General features: G+C 69.9%; 21 protein-coding genes and 1 pseudogene. 9 read left to right on the forward strand and 13 right to left on the reverse strand.

The genetic code is table 11. From position 1 onward, the window contains the following. Together KN815_RS51715 and KN815_RS36310 are read left to right on the forward strand one after the other, a co-directional pair. Window positions 1-881: cellulose binding domain-containing protein (locus KN815_RS51715; RefSeq protein ID WP_216346103.1), on the forward strand; the 881-nt coding region annotated here is incomplete at its 5' end. An 81-nt stretch (window positions 882-962) separates the two neighbouring features. Continuing rightward, on the forward strand, window positions 963-1,307 hold the full coding sequence (locus tag KN815_RS36310) for a hypothetical protein (RefSeq protein ID WP_014053683.1): 345 nt from the start codon (window positions 963-965) through the stop codon (window positions 1,305-1,307). Window positions 1,308-1,354: 47 nt separating this feature from the next. Here the strand turns inward: KN815_RS36310 and KN815_RS36315 are convergent, their stop codons facing one another. The 3 genes from KN815_RS36315 to KN815_RS36325 all read right to left on the reverse strand — a co-directional run bounded on the left by KN815_RS36315 (window position 1,355) and on the right by KN815_RS36325 (window position 2,896). After that, entirely contained in the window at window positions 1,355-1,621 is a 267-nt protein-coding gene (locus tag KN815_RS36315) for a hypothetical protein (RefSeq protein ID WP_216346104.1), read from the reverse strand. A 14-nt stretch (window positions 1,622-1,635) separates the two neighbouring features. After that, complete coding sequence (locus KN815_RS36320) at window positions 1,636-2,061, reverse strand: hypothetical protein (RefSeq protein ID WP_216346105.1); 426 nt, start codon at window positions 2,059-2,061, stop codon at window positions 1,636-1,638. A 115-nt stretch (window positions 2,062-2,176) separates the two neighbouring features. After that, on the reverse strand, window positions 2,177-2,896 hold the full coding sequence (locus KN815_RS36325) for a response regulator transcription factor (RefSeq protein WP_216346106.1): 720 nt from the start codon (window positions 2,894-2,896) through the stop codon (window positions 2,177-2,179). 216 nt (window positions 2,897-3,112) lie between these two features. Here KN815_RS36325 and KN815_RS36330 point away from each other — a divergent pair, with 216 nt between their 5' ends. From KN815_RS36330 to KN815_RS36350, 5 genes are all read left to right on the forward strand, one after another. After that, window positions 3,113-4,513 (forward strand): aldehyde dehydrogenase family protein, encoded by a 1,401-nt coding sequence (locus KN815_RS36330; protein ID WP_216346121.1) that lies wholly within the window; start codon window positions 3,113-3,115, stop codon window positions 4,511-4,513. Window positions 4,514-4,551: 38 nt separating this feature from the next. Beyond that, window positions 4,552-5,652 (forward strand): AMP-binding protein, encoded by a 1,101-nt coding sequence (locus KN815_RS36335; RefSeq protein ID WP_216346107.1) that lies wholly within the window; start codon window positions 4,552-4,554, stop codon window positions 5,650-5,652. 187 nt (window positions 5,653-5,839) lie between these two features. Then, entirely contained in the window at window positions 5,840-6,346 is a 507-nt protein-coding gene (locus KN815_RS36340) for a hypothetical protein (RefSeq protein ID WP_216346108.1), read from the forward strand. A gap of 96 nt (window positions 6,347-6,442) precedes the next feature. Next, a complete protein-coding gene (locus tag KN815_RS36345; protein ID WP_216346109.1) occupies window positions 6,443-7,111 on the forward strand; it encodes a thioredoxin-like domain-containing protein in 669 nt (222 codons plus the stop codon). Beyond that, the gene (locus tag KN815_RS36350) at window positions 7,108-7,830 is read left to right on the forward strand and encodes a DUF305 domain-containing protein (RefSeq protein ID WP_216346110.1); all 723 of its coding nucleotides are present in this window, start codon (window positions 7,108-7,110) and stop codon (window positions 7,828-7,830) included. The genes KN815_RS36345 and KN815_RS36350 overlap by 4 nt, the downstream gene beginning before the upstream one ends. Before the next feature lie 36 nt (window positions 7,831-7,866). Here KN815_RS36350 and KN815_RS36355 read toward each other — a convergent pair whose 3' ends face one another. From KN815_RS36355 to KN815_RS36375, 5 genes are all read right to left on the reverse strand, one after another. After that, a complete protein-coding gene (locus tag KN815_RS36355) occupies window positions 7,867-8,436 on the reverse strand; it encodes a TetR-like C-terminal domain-containing protein (protein WP_253209457.1) in 570 nt (189 codons plus the stop codon). Between the two features lie 318 nt (window positions 8,437-8,754). Next, entirely contained in the window at window positions 8,755-9,096 is a 342-nt protein-coding gene (locus KN815_RS36360; RefSeq protein ID WP_216346112.1) for a hypothetical protein, read from the reverse strand. A gap of 12 nt (window positions 9,097-9,108) precedes the next feature. Next, window positions 9,109-9,570, reverse strand: coding sequence for a hypothetical protein (locus KN815_RS36365; RefSeq protein WP_216346113.1), 462 nt, complete (start codon window positions 9,568-9,570; stop codon window positions 9,109-9,111). 371 nt (window positions 9,571-9,941) lie between these two features. Further along, entirely contained in the window at window positions 9,942-10,409 is a 468-nt protein-coding gene (locus tag KN815_RS36370) for an NUDIX hydrolase (protein ID WP_216346114.1), read from the reverse strand. After that, a complete protein-coding gene (locus KN815_RS36375; protein WP_216346115.1) occupies window positions 10,402-11,157 on the reverse strand; it encodes a DUF5919 domain-containing protein in 756 nt (251 codons plus the stop codon). The genes KN815_RS36370 and KN815_RS36375 overlap by 8 nt, the downstream gene beginning before the upstream one ends. Before the next feature lie 293 nt (window positions 11,158-11,450). On the opposite strand from KN815_RS36375, the gene KN815_RS50995 reads away from it, so the two are divergent. After that, window positions 11,451-11,642 (forward strand): hypothetical protein, encoded by a 192-nt coding sequence (locus KN815_RS50995; RefSeq protein ID WP_253209458.1) that lies wholly within the window; start codon window positions 11,451-11,453, stop codon window positions 11,640-11,642. After that, a complete protein-coding gene (locus KN815_RS36385) occupies window positions 11,639-12,046 on the forward strand; it encodes a hypothetical protein (protein ID WP_216346117.1) in 408 nt (135 codons plus the stop codon). The genes KN815_RS50995 and KN815_RS36385 overlap by 4 nt, the downstream gene beginning before the upstream one ends. 173 nt (window positions 12,047-12,219) lie before the next feature. Here the strand turns inward: KN815_RS36385 and KN815_RS36390 are convergent, their stop codons facing one another. The 5 genes and pseudogenes from KN815_RS36390 to KN815_RS36410 all read right to left on the reverse strand — a co-directional run. Then, window positions 12,220-13,578 carry a cytochrome P450 gene (locus KN815_RS36390; protein WP_216346118.1) on the reverse strand — a complete coding sequence of 453 codons (1,359 nt, stop codon included), beginning with the start codon at window positions 13,576-13,578 and terminating at the stop codon, window positions 12,220-12,222. After that, complete coding sequence (locus KN815_RS36395; protein WP_216346119.1) at window positions 13,575-14,186, reverse strand: GTP-binding protein; 612 nt, start codon at window positions 14,184-14,186, stop codon at window positions 13,575-13,577. Before KN815_RS36395 ends, KN815_RS36390 begins: the two co-directional genes overlap by 4 nt. Window positions 14,187-14,199: 13 nt before the next feature. Next, window positions 14,200-14,559 carry a DUF742 domain-containing protein gene (locus KN815_RS36400; RefSeq protein ID WP_078642513.1) on the reverse strand — a complete coding sequence of 120 codons (360 nt, stop codon included), beginning with the start codon at window positions 14,557-14,559 and terminating at the stop codon, window positions 14,200-14,202. Next, the gene (locus tag KN815_RS36405; RefSeq protein ID WP_216346120.1) at window positions 14,556-14,984 is read right to left on the reverse strand and encodes a roadblock/LC7 domain-containing protein; all 429 of its coding nucleotides are present in this window, start codon (window positions 14,982-14,984) and stop codon (window positions 14,556-14,558) included. The genes KN815_RS36400 and KN815_RS36405 overlap by 4 nt, the downstream gene beginning before the upstream one ends. Window positions 14,985-14,998: 14 nt before the next feature. After that, window positions 14,999-15,343, reverse strand: a pseudogene (locus KN815_RS36410) (ATP-binding protein); the annotation flags it as partial.

Raw genomic sequence — 15,343 nt, forward strand, 5'->3', positions numbered from 1 at the left:
CGCTGTGGGAGCGGCTGCGCGACCGGGTCCTGGACGCGTTCGGGGGGCGGCGCGGCAGACGGGTCGGTGGCGCGGGAGGCAGAGCCGGGGCGGGAGGCAGAGCCGGGGCGGGAGGGGTCGAGGGTGCGGGTGGTTCCCGCACCGGCGGGCACCGGGTCGACCGCCGGAGCCGCGCCTCCCGCCGCCGGTTACGCAGGGCCCGTACGACCGTCATCCTGGCGGTGATCGCCATCGTCGCCCTCGCCACACTCGTCGCGCTGACCAGAACCGCCGCGGACTCCGACGACCGCAGCAACGGGTACCTGGGCCCGGAGGAGACCCCCAGCCTGGCCCCCGCCACCTCCTCACCGAACACCCCCGGCGGCCCCGCCTCCCCGAGCCCCTCGAAGGGCGGGAGCGACGGCGAGGACCCGGGCGAAGGCTCCGGCCACGACCCCGGCAGGGGCTCGACGGGGAAGCCCGGTCACTCCCCCTCCGCGTCCCCCTCGCCCGCCAAGGGCGACTCCGGCTCCGGCTCCGCGTCCGGCCACGGCGGAAGGCCGCCGTCCGGCCGGGGGCACGGCGGATACGCCGACTGCACGGCCCGCTTCCAGTTGCTCACCGAATGGCCCGACGGCTTCAAGGCCGCCGTCACCCTCACCTCCCGCAAGCCCCTCGACGACTGGCGGGTCACCTGGACCTTCCGCGACGCGCAGCGGGTGACCCGGATGTGGGACGGGGACTTCACGCAAGCCGGCGCGAAGGTGACCGCCACCGCCGCCGACTACAACAAGCGGGTCAAGGCGGGCGGCTCCCTCTCCGTGGGCTTCCTCGGCACCTGGAACGACGGCAACCGGCCGCCCGGGTCCTTCACCCTGAACGGCCGCCCCTGCGCGGGCTGACGACACGCTCCACCCGGCCCGAGCCGCGTTCCCACCCGGATGGCGGAACAAGTCCTCCGTCCAGGGGGAAAACATCTCGGAGTGAGCAGTGTCCTGAGCGGCATCGTGACCCTGCCCCCCGACGCCCCCGCCGGGCGGGCGGCGCGGGTGGTGGTGGAGGTGCGCAACGTGTCCCGCTCCGATACCCCCGAGTCGATCGTGGCGGCGCAGGTCCTCACCGATGTGCCGCTGAGCCCGGGAGGCCACGTCCCGTTCAGTGTCACCGTCCCCGGTGAGCTGGTCCCGGGCGACAACTACGGGCTGCGGGTGCATGTGGACGTCAGCGGCTCCGGTGTCATGGAGAGCGGCGATCTGGTCAGCGCCGAGGCCAACCCGGTACCGGCCGGATCCACCGCCGGTCTGATCGCCTCGGTCACCCTCGTCTGAGGTCCCCCGGCGCGATGCCGCGCCGGGGACCTCCCGGCTTCATGTGGTCAGTTGTCGCTCGCGGCGTCGGAGTCCGCCTTGTCGGCCGCCGACTCGGCGTCGTCCAGCAGCTTGTTCAGCTCGTCCAGCTCCGAGCTGGACGGAGCCGGTGCGGTGGCCGACGGGGCGGACGACGACCCCGATGAGCCGTCCGAACCGTCCGCGTCATCCGAACCGCCCTTGCCGCCACCACAGCCGGTGGCCAGCGCGGCGCAGAGCACCGCCGTGGCCGCCACGGCCCAGGGGCCGCGCCGCACCGACCGGCCGCGCCTCATGTGCCGGCCGCGCCTCATGTGCCGGAACCCGCACCGCGCGAGGCGCACCACGTCCGGACCTTCGACAGGTCCTTCTGGCGCTGCTCGAGCGTGGTCACGAGGGACCTGCGGAAGGTGAGCTTGTGGTCGAGGAAGGTCTCGACCTCGGTGTGGTCCGCCTTCTTCGCCCGCTCGACCCGCTTCGCCAGCCGGGCCACGGACCCCTTGACGTTGGCCTGGCCCTTCAGCCGCTTCAGCGCCCGGTCCAGCCGCTTGTCGATCTTCTTGGAGCGCTTGCACAGCCCCTGGGCGCCGTCCCCCGCCCCCTTGTGCGGCTTCGCGCTCGGGGCGGCGGCCGGTGTGGAGGCCGGGGCACTGCCGTCCGCCGCCGCGACGCCCACCGGACCGAGCAGGGCAGCGGTGGCCGCACAGGCCACGATGGCGCTCTTTCCACGGTGCATGGTGCTGTTCCTTCCCTCGGAGCCGGACGGTCCGGGAGGGGCCGGACCGTCCCGGACTGGGGAAAAAGCTAGGAGCCCTCTTTGTGGAAATTCTGTGGGCCGGAACAGCTTCCGCTCACGCGCCTGTTGAACCGCTCTCCGGCGCATCGGACGGCCGCAGGACGAAGCCCACGCCGCGCACCGTGTGCAGCATCCGGGGCCGGCCGCCCGCCTCCAGCTTGCGGCGCAGATAGCTGACGAAGGTGTCCACGGCGTCCGTGCGCACCTCGAAGTCATAGCCCCAGACGCGGTCCAGGAGCTGATCGCGGGTGAGCACGATCCCGGCGTTGCGGGCGAACATGTCCAGCAGCTCGAACTCGCGCCGGGTGAGCCGCAGCGGCGTCCCGTCCAGCCACGCCTCCCGGGCCTTTGGCGCCATCTCCAGCGCGCCCGCCCGCACCCGGTCGGTGGCGGCGGGCGGACGGCGGCGCAGCAGGGCGTGCAGCCGCAGCACCAACTCCTGGAGCGCGAACGGCTTGACCAGATAGTCGTCGCCCCCGGCCTGTAGCCCGGCCACCCGGTCGGACACCTCGTCGAGCGCCGACAGCATCAGGACGGGGACGTCATTGCCGTCCCCGCGCAGGGCGCGGCACACCCCGATACCGCTGAGGTCGGGCATGGAGATGTCCAGGACCACCACATCGGGCGCGCCGTCGCGCACCGCGGCGAGCGCGGCGTGGCCGCCGTCCGCGAGGGTCACGGAGAAGCCGTTGAGCCGCAGCCCGCGCTCCAGGGACCGTCGTATGGCCGCGTCGTCGTCGGTCACCAGGACGCGACCGCCACCTGTCTCTCCCATGTCCCCACCACCTCCGGCCGCGCATGGTACGTGGCCCGCGGTGCGCCCGGCCCGGCCCAGGGGCCCGGTATGGCCTTTGGGCCAATTGACTCCGCCCCGTCCGCACCGTGGGATAAGCGTGGTTCACCCCTTTCCCGCCGCGCCCGCCAAGGGGCCGGTGTGTCCTCCGCCCGCGAAGGAGCCAGCGTGTCCCAGCCCGCCACCACCCCGGACGCCCTGGACGCCCCGCGTACCCCGGACCCGTCACACCCCCTCCAGGCCCTGGACGCCCTCGGCCCCAAGGGGCCCTACCGCTCCCGTCACCGCCTCACCATCGGCGATGTAACCGGCACCCCCATGGCCGAACTCTCCCTGGTGCCCCGGCTGTTCGTCACCCGGGCGCTGGCCGCCCTGCACGCCGCCGCCACCCCGCCGCTGGAGGAGCGGCTGGCCGCGCTGAAGCGGGCGGGGGAGCTGTTCGCCACCGGCACCGTCGCCGGGATGACGGCGGCGGCGTACGAGAGCGCGGTGTGCCGGATGTCGGGCACACCGCTCGCAAATGTGCGGATCGCCGTGGAGGCGATACGGCTCAGCGCCACCGAGGCGTACCGCAGCGTCCAGGCGGCCCGCCCGGTGGGGGCGGTGGGCGACTGGCGCGATCCGTACGCCCGCGGCGGCACCGCCGTGTGGATCCGGCGCGGTGATGTCTTCGCCGTGCACGCCGCCGGAAACCACCCCGCCGTGCACGCCCTGTGGCTGGAGGCGCTGGCGCTGGGCTACCGGGTGGCCGTACGCCCCTCCCGCCGTGAGCCGCTCACCCCGTACCGGCTGGTCAGCGCCCTGCGCGAGGCGGGCTTCGGGACGGATCAGGTGGTGCTGCTGCCCACCGGCCACGATGCGGCCGGGGAGATCCTGCACGGTGCGGATCTGTCCATGGTCTACGGCGGCCAGGAGGTCATCGACCGCTACGCCGCCGATCCGGCCGTGCTGCCCAACGGCCCCGGCCGCTCCAAGATCCTGCTCACCGCCGACCGGGACTGGCGCGACCACCTCGATGTCGTCGTCGACTCGATCGCCCGCCATGGCGGCACCGCGTGCGTCAACGCCACCGCCGTACTCGTGGAGGGCGATCCGGCGCCGGTCGCCGAGGCGCTGGCGGAACGGCTCGCCGCGCTCCCCAGCCTGCCGCCGCAGGACGAGAAGGCGATACTGCCGGTCCATCCGGTCGAGATCGCCCGCGGCTTCGAGCGCCTGCTGCTCGGCAAGGCCGCGGGCGCCCGGGCATGGCTGGGCGGCGACGGAGTGGTGGACGACCTCGGCGACGGCAGCGCGGCCCTGCGTCCCGCCGTCCTCCAGCTCGACGATCCGCGGGACCCGCGGCTGGGCATGGAGCTGTCGTTCCCCTGCGTCTGGGTGGCCCCCTGGACGCGTGAAGCGGGGGTCGCCGCGCTCCGGGACAGCCTGGTCGTCACGGCGATCACCGGGGACGAGGCGCTGCTGGACGCGCTGCTCGCCGAGCCGTCCGTCAAGAACCTCTACATCGGGGACCACCCCACGCACTGGATCGCCCCGGGCATCCCGCACGACGCGTATCTCGGCGAGTTCCTGATGCGTACGAAGGCCGTCATCCGCGGCTGACCCATAAGTCCCCTGCCGCCATCCGCGAGGAGCAACCCGTGCCGACAGCTTCCCTTTCCGTGCTCGACGTCCCCTTCGACGAGCGCCCCGACCCCGATGAGTACATCCGCGCCGCCATGGAGTGGCACTTCGGCCCGGACACCGGCTCCCCGTTCTGGCTGCGGAAGGCGCGGACGCTGGACTTCGATCCGCGCCGGGACGTCAAGGGCGTCGCCGATCTCGCGCTCTTCCCCAATGTCACCGGGGAGCTGCGCGAGGTGCCGGTGCGCGATCTGATCCCCCAGGGCTACGGCGCCGACGCCCGGATCGTCGGCGTCTTCGAAAGCGGCGGCACCACCGGCGCGCCCAAGCGGATCGTCTGTCTGCGCGACTGGCTGGACCGGCTCACCCACGGGCTGAGCGCCGACCTCGACGGGCTCGGCATCCCGCGCGGAGTGGACTGGCTCGCCATCGCGCCCAGCGGCCCCCATATGGTCGGCGAGATGGTCGCGGGCACGGCCGCCCGGCACGGTGGGCTGATGTTCCGCGTCGACATGGATCCGCGGTGGGTGAAGAAGCTGATCTCCGCCGGGAAGGCCGAGGAGACCGACGCCTATGTGAGCCATCTGGTGGAGCAGGCGGCGCACGTCCTGCGCACCCAGGAGATCGGGGTGCTCATGACCACCCCGCCGCTGCTGGAGCGGCTGGCCCGGCATGACGACCTGATCGAGCTGATCGGGGAGAAGGTCAAGGGGATCATGTGGGGCGGCGCCCATATGGACGCCGACACCCGCGATCTGCTGCGCACCGAGGTCTTCCCCGGCTGTGCGCTCTACGGCACCTACGGCAACACCATGATCCTCGGTGGCGCCACGGAGCGGCTGGGGCTCGGCCCGGACGAGCCGTGTGTCTTCGATCCGCGCACACCGTTCGTCACCTTCTCGGTGGTGGACCCGGCGAGCGGGGAGCCGGTGCCGTACGGCGAGCGCGGCCAGGTGGTGATGAACCACGTCAGCAAGTCCGCTCTGCTGCCGAACAACCTGGAGCGCGATCTGGCGATCCGTGTCCCGCCGCCCGAGGGCGCGGCCGGGGACTCGGTGGCGGATGTGGGGCCGGTCGCGATGTTCGACGACGAGGTCGTGATCGAGGGCGTCTACTGAGGGGCGGCGTACGGCGGGCGGCGTACGGTGGTCGGCGTACGGCGGGCGGCGGGGCGGCGGGGCTGACGCCGGGCCACCTCAGGGGGCCGGACGGCGCGCCTGACACCACGCCCTCACCAGGCGTTTGCCCACGTTCCGCCATGGACCCATTCAGTCGCGACAGGCGCAGTGGTTACGATCTGGCGCGATGGGCAAACGGCGGGGCGGAGAGGGCCACATACGGAGGGACGCGGTGCGCGGCACCGTGCCGTCCGTCCTCTGCCGTGCCGTCCTGCTGCTCGCCGCGGCGATATGGGTGGCGCCCTCGTGCGTCCATCCCGCCGCCGACCACAATGGCCTGTCCACGGGGTGCCCGCGCCGCCTGACGGACACCGTCGCGACGGCCGAGCCGCATGAGAAGCCGGGCACCTATCCGGCTCCGGCGCATGGCCCGTCCGACGTCTCCGGCTCCAGCTCCACCTCCGGCACCGACACCGGCTCCGACACCGGTTCCGGTTCCGGTTCCGGAAGCGACAACTGTGTCACGGGCCCCCGGGACGTGGTCCAGGCCCTGCTGCCCACGCCCGTACCCCCGCTCTTCCTCGCCGAGGTTCCGCCGCCCGACGGCCACCGGAATCCGGACTCCGTCCGGGCGCCGCCCGACCGCCCCGCCCGCGCCCTCGGCCTCCATCAGCTCCAAGTGCTTCGGACCTAGGCCGGCGCCGGTAACCGCGATGCACCGCACCACCCATCCAGCGTGCGAACTGCGCGAACTGCGCGAACTTTGAGTACTCCGAGGACAAGGACAGCCATGGGCTCCAAGGGATCGAAGACGAAGGGCACCGCGGCCGACCGCCGCGCGAAGATAGAGGAACTGCGCCGCGCGGAGAAGGCGCGCGAGCGCAGGTTCCGGGCCATCACCATCACCTCCGTCACGGTGATCGTCGCCGGACTGGCCGTCGGGGGCTACTTCCTCGTCGACGCGAGCGACAAGAAGGACGAGAAGGAGGCCAAGGTCACCTCCGCGGTCGTGCGGAGCGGCGAGTTCAAGGGCATGAAGACCTGGAAGAACCTGGGCCGGACGCATGTCCAGGGCACGGTGAAGTACGCGATGTCCCCGCCGGTCGGCGGAAACCACAACCAGGTCTGGCAGAACTGCAACGGCGACGTCTACACCAAGCCGCTGACGAAGGAGAACGCGGTGCACGCGCTGGAGCATGGCGCGGTGTGGGTGACGTACACCGACAAGGCGCCGAAGGAGGACATCGCCGCCCTCTCGGAGCGGGTGAAGAAGACCCCGTACTCGATGATGAGCCCCTACCAGGAGCAGGACGCGCCGATCGTCCTCAACGCCTGGGGCAACCAGTTGGACATCCAGAAGGCGTCGGACCCGCGGGTGGCCGCCTTCTTCAAGAAGTTCGTCCAGGGCAAGCAGACCCCCGAGCCCGGCGCCTACTGCACCAACGGAAAGTCCTCGTGAGCGACGAAACCGCCGTCGGCCGCGCCTCGCGCCAGCCGCTGGTGGCGGGGATCGCCGCCGCCCTCGCGCTGCTGACCCTGGTGGCGGTGGCCGTGCTGTGGCTGACGAGCGACCGCTCGGAGGGCACGACCGACACGGGTACGCCGAAGGACACCTCCGCCGAGGCCGGTTTCGCCCGCGACATGTCCGTCCACCATCAGCAGGCGGTGGAGATGTCGTTCATCGTGCGCGACCGCACCAGCGACGACGAGGTGCGGCGGCTGGCGTTCGACATCGCCAGCACGCAGGCCACCCAGAGCGGAATGCTTCAGGGCTGGCTGGACATGTGGGGGCTGGACAAGACGTCCGAGGACCCGCCCATGACGTGGATGAAGAACGCCATGAACAACATGGACGGCATGGAGGGCATGGACCACGGCTCGATGAAGGGCATGGACGGCGGCGGCACGTACAAGCCGCACGACGGCTCACTCATGCCGGGCATGGCCACCAACACCCAGCTCGACGAGTTGCGCAAGGCCAAGGGCAAGGCGGCCGAGGTGCTCTACCTGAAGCTGATGACCGCCCATCACAAGGGCGGCGTCGAGATGGCGAAGGGCGCGGTAAAGCTGGTCAAGGACCCGACCGAGAAGCATCTGGCCACGACCATGGTCCAGGGCCAGCAGTCGGAGATCGAGCTGATGGCCGGAATGCTCAAGGCACGCGGCGCGTCCTCCTGACGCCCCGCCGATGGCGCCCCCGCCCCGGGGGCGCCATCACCCCTCGCGCTCGCCCTCGCCCTCGCCCTCGGGTACGAACACCCCGGCGATGGCGGCCTGATACGTCGTCTCGACGCTGGTACGCACCAGCCGCTCGTCGATGAACCCGCGCAGAACGAGCACCCGGTAGTAGAGGGGCGCCGCCAGTGCGGCGATGACCTCCCGCGCCTCGGTGCCCTTGGGGATCTCCCCCCGCTCGACCGCCTGCCGCGCGATCAGGGTCACCTCCTCGGTGCGCCGCACGAACGCGGCGCGCACGATCTCCTCGACCCGGGAATCATGCGCGGCGCCCACGAGCAGCCCCTGGATGACGTTGCGGTTGCGCAGCGCGTTGTTGAAGTCCGCGATGGCCTGGGCGAGTTGCGTCAGGTCCCGTCGGAAGTCACCGGTGTCCGGGGTCGGCAGCGTCGAGCTGTGCTCGGCCAGCAGATCGACGACGACCCCCTCCACCGTGCGCCAGCGCCGCCGGATGGTCGACACATGCACCCCCGAACGCCGGGCGAGCCGGTCAAGGGTGAGCGCGGCGAACGAGTCGCGATCGAGCTCCTCGTACGCGGCCGCCAACACGGCGGCACGAGTCCGGGCCGTACGCCCCCCGGGGCGAGCCGACCCATGCGGTGGTCGCTCTGTCATGACGCGCCGACTCTACGGCCCCTCCACCCTCGTGAGCACCAGATCTTCACGACATCCGGGCGCTCTACGCCTGGTAACCCATTGCACGGCGCACACGCCCCTCGCTATTGTGACACCCGTTACCTAATGCGCGCGACAGCGCATTAGGCCAACAGGGCGCAGAGTTGCCGGACCTTCCTCACGAGGGGAAGGAAGGTCCAGCAAGCCCCCCTTCTTACGCGCTTCCGCTCCCGCGCCAGCAGCGCGGCAGGATCACCGAAATCGACCCTGGTTCAAACGCTCGCCGAGCCTGGCCGACTGCCGCTCGGAGCCCTTGGTGTGCCACCACTCGAAGAGGCGGATGCGGAGCGACATGGCCACCGCCTGTACGAGTTCCTCCGGCGGGCTGCCGTCGAAGATCCGGTGCTCGGAACTGTCACAGTCCAGACGGACTCTCCAATGCCCGTCCGGAGCGATCAGTTCGACCGCCACCGTGAACCTTCGCCCCTGGTCGATGACCTCAAGCCCGAGGACTTCAAGACAGACCGAGCCGTCCTCGAGCCGCCCCGTCAAATACCGGGCGAGGAGGCCACGGACACCGTCGACAGATGGCACGGATTCCTTCTCCTAACAGTCAGGCGAGGTCAGCGATGCGGGCTTGTAAGCAGTGATGATCCCCTGCGGCTTGATTCGGGGATCGGCTCCATAGGGATCCGGGTTGGCCACCACCCGGAACAGGATCCTCGGCGGACACTGGATCACTCGCCGCTCGTAAACGCGCTGACCCGGTACGTCGATCACGACGTCGCCACTCCAGATCGCGTTCTTGATCTTTTTGCTGAAGTTGGCACTCCACCGCCCATGAGCCACCAAATGACGGTACCCCCAATTCCTTGTGCCGCAACGCAGCACCACCGTGGACGGGCCCCGGTAGTACGTCTTGACGACGTGCTTCTTCGACTTTCCCGTGCACGCGTTGGACGCGGTATGTGCGGCGGCCGTCGGGTCTACAGACACCGCCTCCGCAGACACAGGCAGTGCAAGACAGAGCGAAGCAACGCTGAAAACCGCAGCCTTGGCAAACTTCATTGTTTCCCCGTTCCCCCTGCGATTGGTCAATGACAAACACATATTGGCTCATCAAAGCCCGGAAAGCGCCCCCGGATCCAACAGATGGCTCAAACGGATCTCACTGTGACCAACAGGCCCAAGTATGGAGAGTGTTTGACGGCGGCATTGGCAGGCTAGGCGCCACTGCGGGACGGCATGCGACACAGAATTCATTGAAACGGCAACGAATGATAGATCGGGCTGCGCGAAAATGCCATCCTCTATGCCGACGTCGATCACAAAGCTGCACCGGAGTACTAAGCGGCCAAGATCCACAGGACAGGCCCCAGTCCATACAGCAACGACCCCCGTCAAGAAGCGACGGGGGTCAACGTGTCTGTGCGCGCCGACTACCGGGCGGCGGGCATGTTGCCGTCGCGCCAGTCATTCACTCGCTTTCGGATGCTGGCGACCATGGGGAGAGCGTCAACCTCTGCGGGCTCGAACCAGCGGACATCGGTGGATTCCTCGGACACCGCGATTTTCCCTGCCACAGGACGAGCCAGGAAGCAGATGGAGAACTCTTGCCGTACCTCGCCATCGTCGTAGGCGAAGACGTGACAGGGGTTGGTGTAGGTCCCGACGATGCCGATGATCTCGACGTCGATACCAGTCTCTTCACTCACCTCCCGAATCGCGCAGTTCGGCAATGACTCGCCAATGTTCATGGCGCCACCGGGAAGCGCCCACATGTCGTTGTCGCTCCGACGCTGAAGGAGAATACGCCCCGCGTCGTCGACGACGACGGCAGAAGCAGCCGGAACCAAGCTGTTCGCGGCTGGGGCGTTCGGATCGTCCTCGTAATCGTGCCTACCCATTGCCCTCCTCTTCCCATACCGGAGTGCCCCGTTTCCACAGTTCTTCAACGTGCGAAGCGAAGCGATCGAACATGCCGTCGTCCTGGTGACGACGCAGATGCAACGTAGGGGCATCGTGCCCAACGCTATGCGTCAGCAAGGGCGTAACGATCATGTCGTCATCGAAGCGGAACACCGACAGGTACGCATGTCCGTCGCTGAACCTCGCGTCAACGCCCGGCTGGCTCCTGATCTTCTCCAACTCGGCCAGCGTCACGCGGATACGCGTCGACAGCGTGAGCGCAACAGCTTCGTCTTGCTCGCGGGACCGTGTGAGGTCGCTGTCCGGGTCGCCGAGCACGAAGCGAACTCGGCCCCCCTGTGCTGCCTTGCGCCGCAACGCGGCACCGAATCGGGCCTGTTCGAGCCACAGGAAGTAATTGGTGTAACCGGCGAACGTCAGCTCACGCTCGGCTTTGGTGATCAAAGACCGCCACAGCGAAGCCGGACAACCGGAGCGGTACGGATAGACCGAAACGACCTCACGGTCCGGACCGACCTTGATCGCCTTCCTGGCGGCTGCTGGCCATAACACCGCCTCCTCCTCTCCGAGTGCCTCACAGACGGCCCACCTATGGCGGGCACGGGGGATCCGTCCCGTCTCGGTCATCCATCGGCCGACAGTCTTGATGTCCACGCCGCACTTTTCCGCCAACTGACGATCTGTCATCCGGGTTTGATGCATGGCGCGGCGCAGTGCTTCGTTCACCGGTGACCCCCTGGGACGTTTGGCATGTTTCTCACGGTAGACCCATTCCGTTCCTAACGGTCATGGAACGAAGTAGGAACGCGCCACCAGGGGCGGAAGTGTGGGGGTGCCTGACGCACAGACCCCCGCGACCGTGGTGACGGCCCGGGGGCGTGGCCACCAACTCCGTGGAGGTTGACGACATGCCGCACTGTATCGCCCGCATCTTCGAACTGTTGTTGCGGTTACTGCTCCCCGCACCGGGACGGCATCGGAACGCTGAGACAGTCCCCGTACCGACTGTGGACGTGTCGATGGCCCGTCTCCCGCGCGTCCCCGTGTTGCGGAGTGGGGACATCGGCCTTGTCCGCCCCTGCCTCCTCGCGCACGAGCGGCGACAGCAGGAGCGGCGCCAACGGGCGCGACGGCGGGCGCTGGTGCTCGCGACGTACGGCGTCGGCATCGGCCCGCGCCGGATTCACGGCGTGAAGGTGGCGGCCCGGTGAGCTACGACCGCGACGCCGCTCCCGCACCCACGCCGGGGCTGCGCCTGCTGCCGTGGGAGACCGAAACCGGCAAGCCGTGCTTCCTGTCCACGAACGGCTCCCAGGGCGCACTGGCTCGTATCGCGGACGAGATCGAGGCAGACCAGTTGCGAGACGGCGCCGATGTCCTGAAGGGCGTCCAAGCCGTCCTGGACGACCACAAGGCTGGGGAGTACGCGCTACGCCTCGCGCTGCGGGCGGCCATGCAGTGCCTCGGCGATGTGTTGCGCATCGCCGACAGCCGAGGCGCCCGCCTGCCCGTGCTCGACGACGAACCCGACGCCGACGACGGCGCCTTGGACGATGGCACCGACGGCAACGGGCCGATGACGCCCAGATGTGGTGTCTCAAGCACGCGAGTCTGACGCACCACAGCGGCTACGAACTGTCGGCGTTCCAGTACTTCAACGCCGCCATGACCGACCCCGGCGAGGAGCCGCACGCGACACGGACCGAGGTAACGCCTCCACTCGGTGCAGTGTTGTCTGGCTTTCCCGGTCCCCCGGTGGTACGGCACCCACCGGGGGACGGCGGACGGTCAGTGCGGATGGGCCGGGGTGAATCGGACCGGGAGGGCTGCCACGCCGCGCATCATCAGGGTGACCCGCCATTCGAGGTCGTCCGGGGCGACGGACAGGGTGACGTCCGGGAGGCGGTCGAGCAGGACCTCGACCGCGGCGCCGGCGATGACCTCGGCGATCTCGCGGGCGGCCGGGGGGCAGCCGTGCTTGCCGTGGCTGAAGGCCATATGGGCCTGGTTGCCGCCCGCACCGGAGTGGAAGTCCGGGCGTACGTCGGGGTCGGCGTTGGCCGCGGCGAGGCCCAGCATCAGGCAGTCGCCCTTCCTGATGCGGCGTCCGCCGAGCATGGTGTCCTCGGCGGCCCAGCGGCCGATCCAGAACGGGACCGGGGTGTCCTCCCACAGCACCTCGTTGAGCGCCTGGCCGACGCTGCGCCGGCCGCCGGAGAGGGTGATGGCGAACCGTTCGTCCGTCAGCATCAGCCGGAGGGCGTTGGCGATCAGGTCGCTGGTGGGCTGCTGGACGGCGTAGACGCTGCCGAGCAGGTCGTTGACGATCTCGTCGTCGGTGAGCCCGGCCGGGTGGGCCACCAGACGTGCGGCGACATTGACCTGGTCGGGGTTCTCCCGGACGCGCTTGACCAGCGCCTCCGTCCTGGTCTGCATATTCCGCAGCGCGAGAGCGCCGTCGGGTCCGGTGAGGTGGAGCGAATCTTCCTGGATGGCGGCGGATTCGGTGTCGTCCAGGCCGTACAGCCGGGTCACCACCCGCAGCGGGATCTGGCTGGCGTACTCGGCCACCAGATCGGCCCGGCCGCTGCCCGCGAAGGTGTCGATCAGCCGGTCGGCGACGCGCTCGCACTGCCCGCGCAGTTCGAACTGGTCCACCGACCCCAGACCGTCCCAGATCGCCTCGGCCCGCCGCTGGTGCTCGGCGCCCTCGCTGAAGAGCATGGTCGGGCGGTAGCCGACGAAGGTCGTCAACCCCCAGTCGGGCGGCACCAGATGCCAGGAGTGCCAGCGGCGGGAGTCGCGGGCGAACAGCCGGGAATCGGTGGTGACCCGGAGCACCTCGCGGTAGCCGAGCACCGCCCAGACCGGGATCGTGCCGTCCAGCAGGACGGGCACGACCGGGCCGTGGTCCCGGCGCAGTTCCCGGTAGAGGTCAAGCGGCTCGTCCCGGAACCGCTGGTAGTCCAGTGGCACCGACCCGGCGGGCACCACCCCGTCGGACGGCGCGGGGGCGGACCGGAAGACGGGCCCGGGCGGGTCCCCGGACGGGTCGCCGGACGAGCCTTCCGGCAGGTCCCCGGGCGGGTCCTCCGACAGGCCCTCGGACGAGGGCGTGGAGTCGGGCGTGGGGTCAGGCGTGGTCACGCGGTGCTCTCCCCGGCGGCGCCGTTGGTGGAAAGGGAGTAGAGGTAGCGGGCGAGCGCGACCAGTACGGCCTTGCTGGAGTCGCGCTCACGGGCGTCGCAGTCGATCATCGGCACATCGGCCGGGAGGTCGAGGGCCTCCCGCACCTCCTCCAGCGAGTGCTGCGGCTCGGTGAAGTTGTTACGGGCCACGATGAACGGCGTGCCGTGGTGTTCCAGCCGGTCCAGCGCGTACCAGGAGTCGGACAGCCGATTGGTGTCCACCAGGACGACCGCGCCCAGGGTCCCGGAGAAGAGCCGGTCCCACAGGAACCAGAACCGCTCCTGGCCCGGGGCGCCGAACAGATAGAGCACCATCTGCTCGTCCAGGCTGATCCGGCCGAAGTCGAAGGCCACCGTGGTGGTGGTCTTGTGCCGCACGAACGAGGCGTCGTCGATGCCGACGCCCGCCTGTGTCATCGTCTCCTCGGTGCTCAGCGGGCGGATCTCGCTGACCGACCGCACCATCGTCGTCTTGCCGACGCCGAACCCACCCACGATCACGATCTTGAGACCGTTGCTCGCGCTCTCCCGCAGCGGTGCGGGTCCGGTGCTGCCGGGGAGCGCCATACTGACGGTGTCGTCAGAGATTCTGGAGTGCAACGAGCACCTTCTTCAGGGTTTCGGGCCCGGGCAACCGGCCGCCGGGGCGGGCCGCCTGCGGATGGCGCGCGGTGATCCGGCCGGTGTCCAGCAGATCGCACAGCAGGATCTTGACCACGCTGACGGGCAGTTCCAGATACGAGGAGATCTCCACGACCGACAGGGGGCGGCGGCACATCCGCAGGATCCGGACGTGCTCGGACTGCATCCCGGGGGTGGGGTCGCTTTCGCTGACGATCAGCGTGACCATGTCGAACCGGCTCTCGTCCGCCCGGCTGCGGCCGCCGGTGACGGTGTACAGCCGGTCCGGCCCCTCCTTGTCCAGCGGCCCTCGGATCATGCCGTCGCCCCGCCGCCGGTGTCGCCCGCGACCACCCTCGGGGCGGCTCGTAGATGGTCGCCGATCTGCTCGACCAGCTCGTTCATGTTGTGGCCGATGATGCCGACATCGGCGTCGTCATGGGCCACCACGGCGAGATGGGCGCCTTCGCCGGCCTCGACGATGAACAGAATCCCCCCGTGGAACTCCGTCATCGACTGCCGTACGCCGCCGCTGCCGTCGCCGAACTCGATGGACGCGCCATGGGCGAGGCTCTGGATGCCGGACGCGATGGCCGCGAGCTGATCGGCCTGGTCCACGGACAACCCGGAGGAGAGGCACAGTTTGAGCCCGTCCCGCGAGAGCACCAGCGCGTGGCGCGACCCCGGGGTCTTCTCCAGCAGGTTCTCCAACAGCCAGTCCAAGCTGCGGTCGGTGGTGTTCATCGGCGTTCCTTCTGTCACGGCTTGTCGTTCTCGGCAGGCTCGGCGGACTCGGCAGGCTTGGCGGACTTGGCGGACTTGGCGGACTCGGCGGTCTCGTTGTGCTCTGCGGATACCGAAGGCTCGGTGTCACACGGGGCACCGGTGGCGGAACCACCGCGGGCCGCCTGGCGGAAGGCGCCGAAGCGGGCTCCGGCTTCCTCGGGTCGTGGACGGCTGGTCTTGGCCTTGGGTTCCGTCTCGGCCGCCTGGCCGGCCGCCCGGGTGGCGGCGGCCAGCGTCTCGCCACGGCGCCGCTTGGGCAGTCCGTTGACGGGCCGTGGGGGCTGCGCGCCGGGCTCCGGCGTGGCGGGGTCGGGCGC

Source organism: Streptomyces niphimycinicus, from assembly GCF_018883605.1.
In the GTDB taxonomy this organism is placed as follows: Bacteria; Actinomycetota; Actinomycetes; order Streptomycetales; family Streptomycetaceae; genus Streptomyces; species Streptomyces niphimycinicus.

What these genes read in the sequence shown, in the direction of transcription:
- KN815_RS36320 (WP_216346105.1), bottom strand. Translation starts at nt 2,061, where the DNA reads ATGCACCGTGGAAAGAGCGCCATCGTGGCCTGTGCGGCCACCGCTGCC.
- KN815_RS36400 (WP_078642513.1), bottom strand. Translation starts at nt 14,559, where the DNA reads ATGATCCGAGGGCCGCTGGACAAGGAGGGGCCGGACCGGCTGTACACC.
- KN815_RS36340 (WP_216346108.1), top strand. Translation starts at nt 5,840, where the DNA reads ATGGGCAAACGGCGGGGCGGAGAGGGCCACATACGGAGGGACGCGGTG.
- KN815_RS50995 (WP_253209458.1), top strand. Translation starts at nt 11,451, where the DNA reads ATGGCCCGTCTCCCGCGCGTCCCCGTGTTGCGGAGTGGGGACATCGGC.
- KN815_RS36345 (WP_216346109.1), top strand. Translation starts at nt 6,443, where the DNA reads ATGGGCTCCAAGGGATCGAAGACGAAGGGCACCGCGGCCGACCGCCGC.
- KN815_RS36395 (WP_216346119.1), bottom strand. Translation starts at nt 14,186, where the DNA reads ATGGCGCTCCCCGGCAGCACCGGACCCGCACCGCTGCGGGAGAGCGCG.
- KN815_RS36325 (WP_216346106.1), bottom strand. Translation starts at nt 2,896, where the DNA reads ATGGGAGAGACAGGTGGCGGTCGCGTCCTGGTGACCGACGACGACGCG.
- KN815_RS36405 (WP_216346120.1), bottom strand. Translation starts at nt 14,984, where the DNA reads ATGAACACCACCGACCGCAGCTTGGACTGGCTGTTGGAGAACCTGCTG.
- KN815_RS36315 (WP_216346104.1), bottom strand. Translation starts at nt 1,621, where the DNA reads ATGAGGCGCGGCCGGTCGGTGCGGCGCGGCCCCTGGGCCGTGGCGGCC.
- KN815_RS36365 (WP_216346113.1), bottom strand. Translation starts at nt 9,570, where the DNA reads ATGAAGTTTGCCAAGGCTGCGGTTTTCAGCGTTGCTTCGCTCTGTCTT.
- KN815_RS36370 (WP_216346114.1), bottom strand. Translation starts at nt 10,409, where the DNA reads ATGGGTAGGCACGATTACGAGGACGATCCGAACGCCCCAGCCGCGAAC.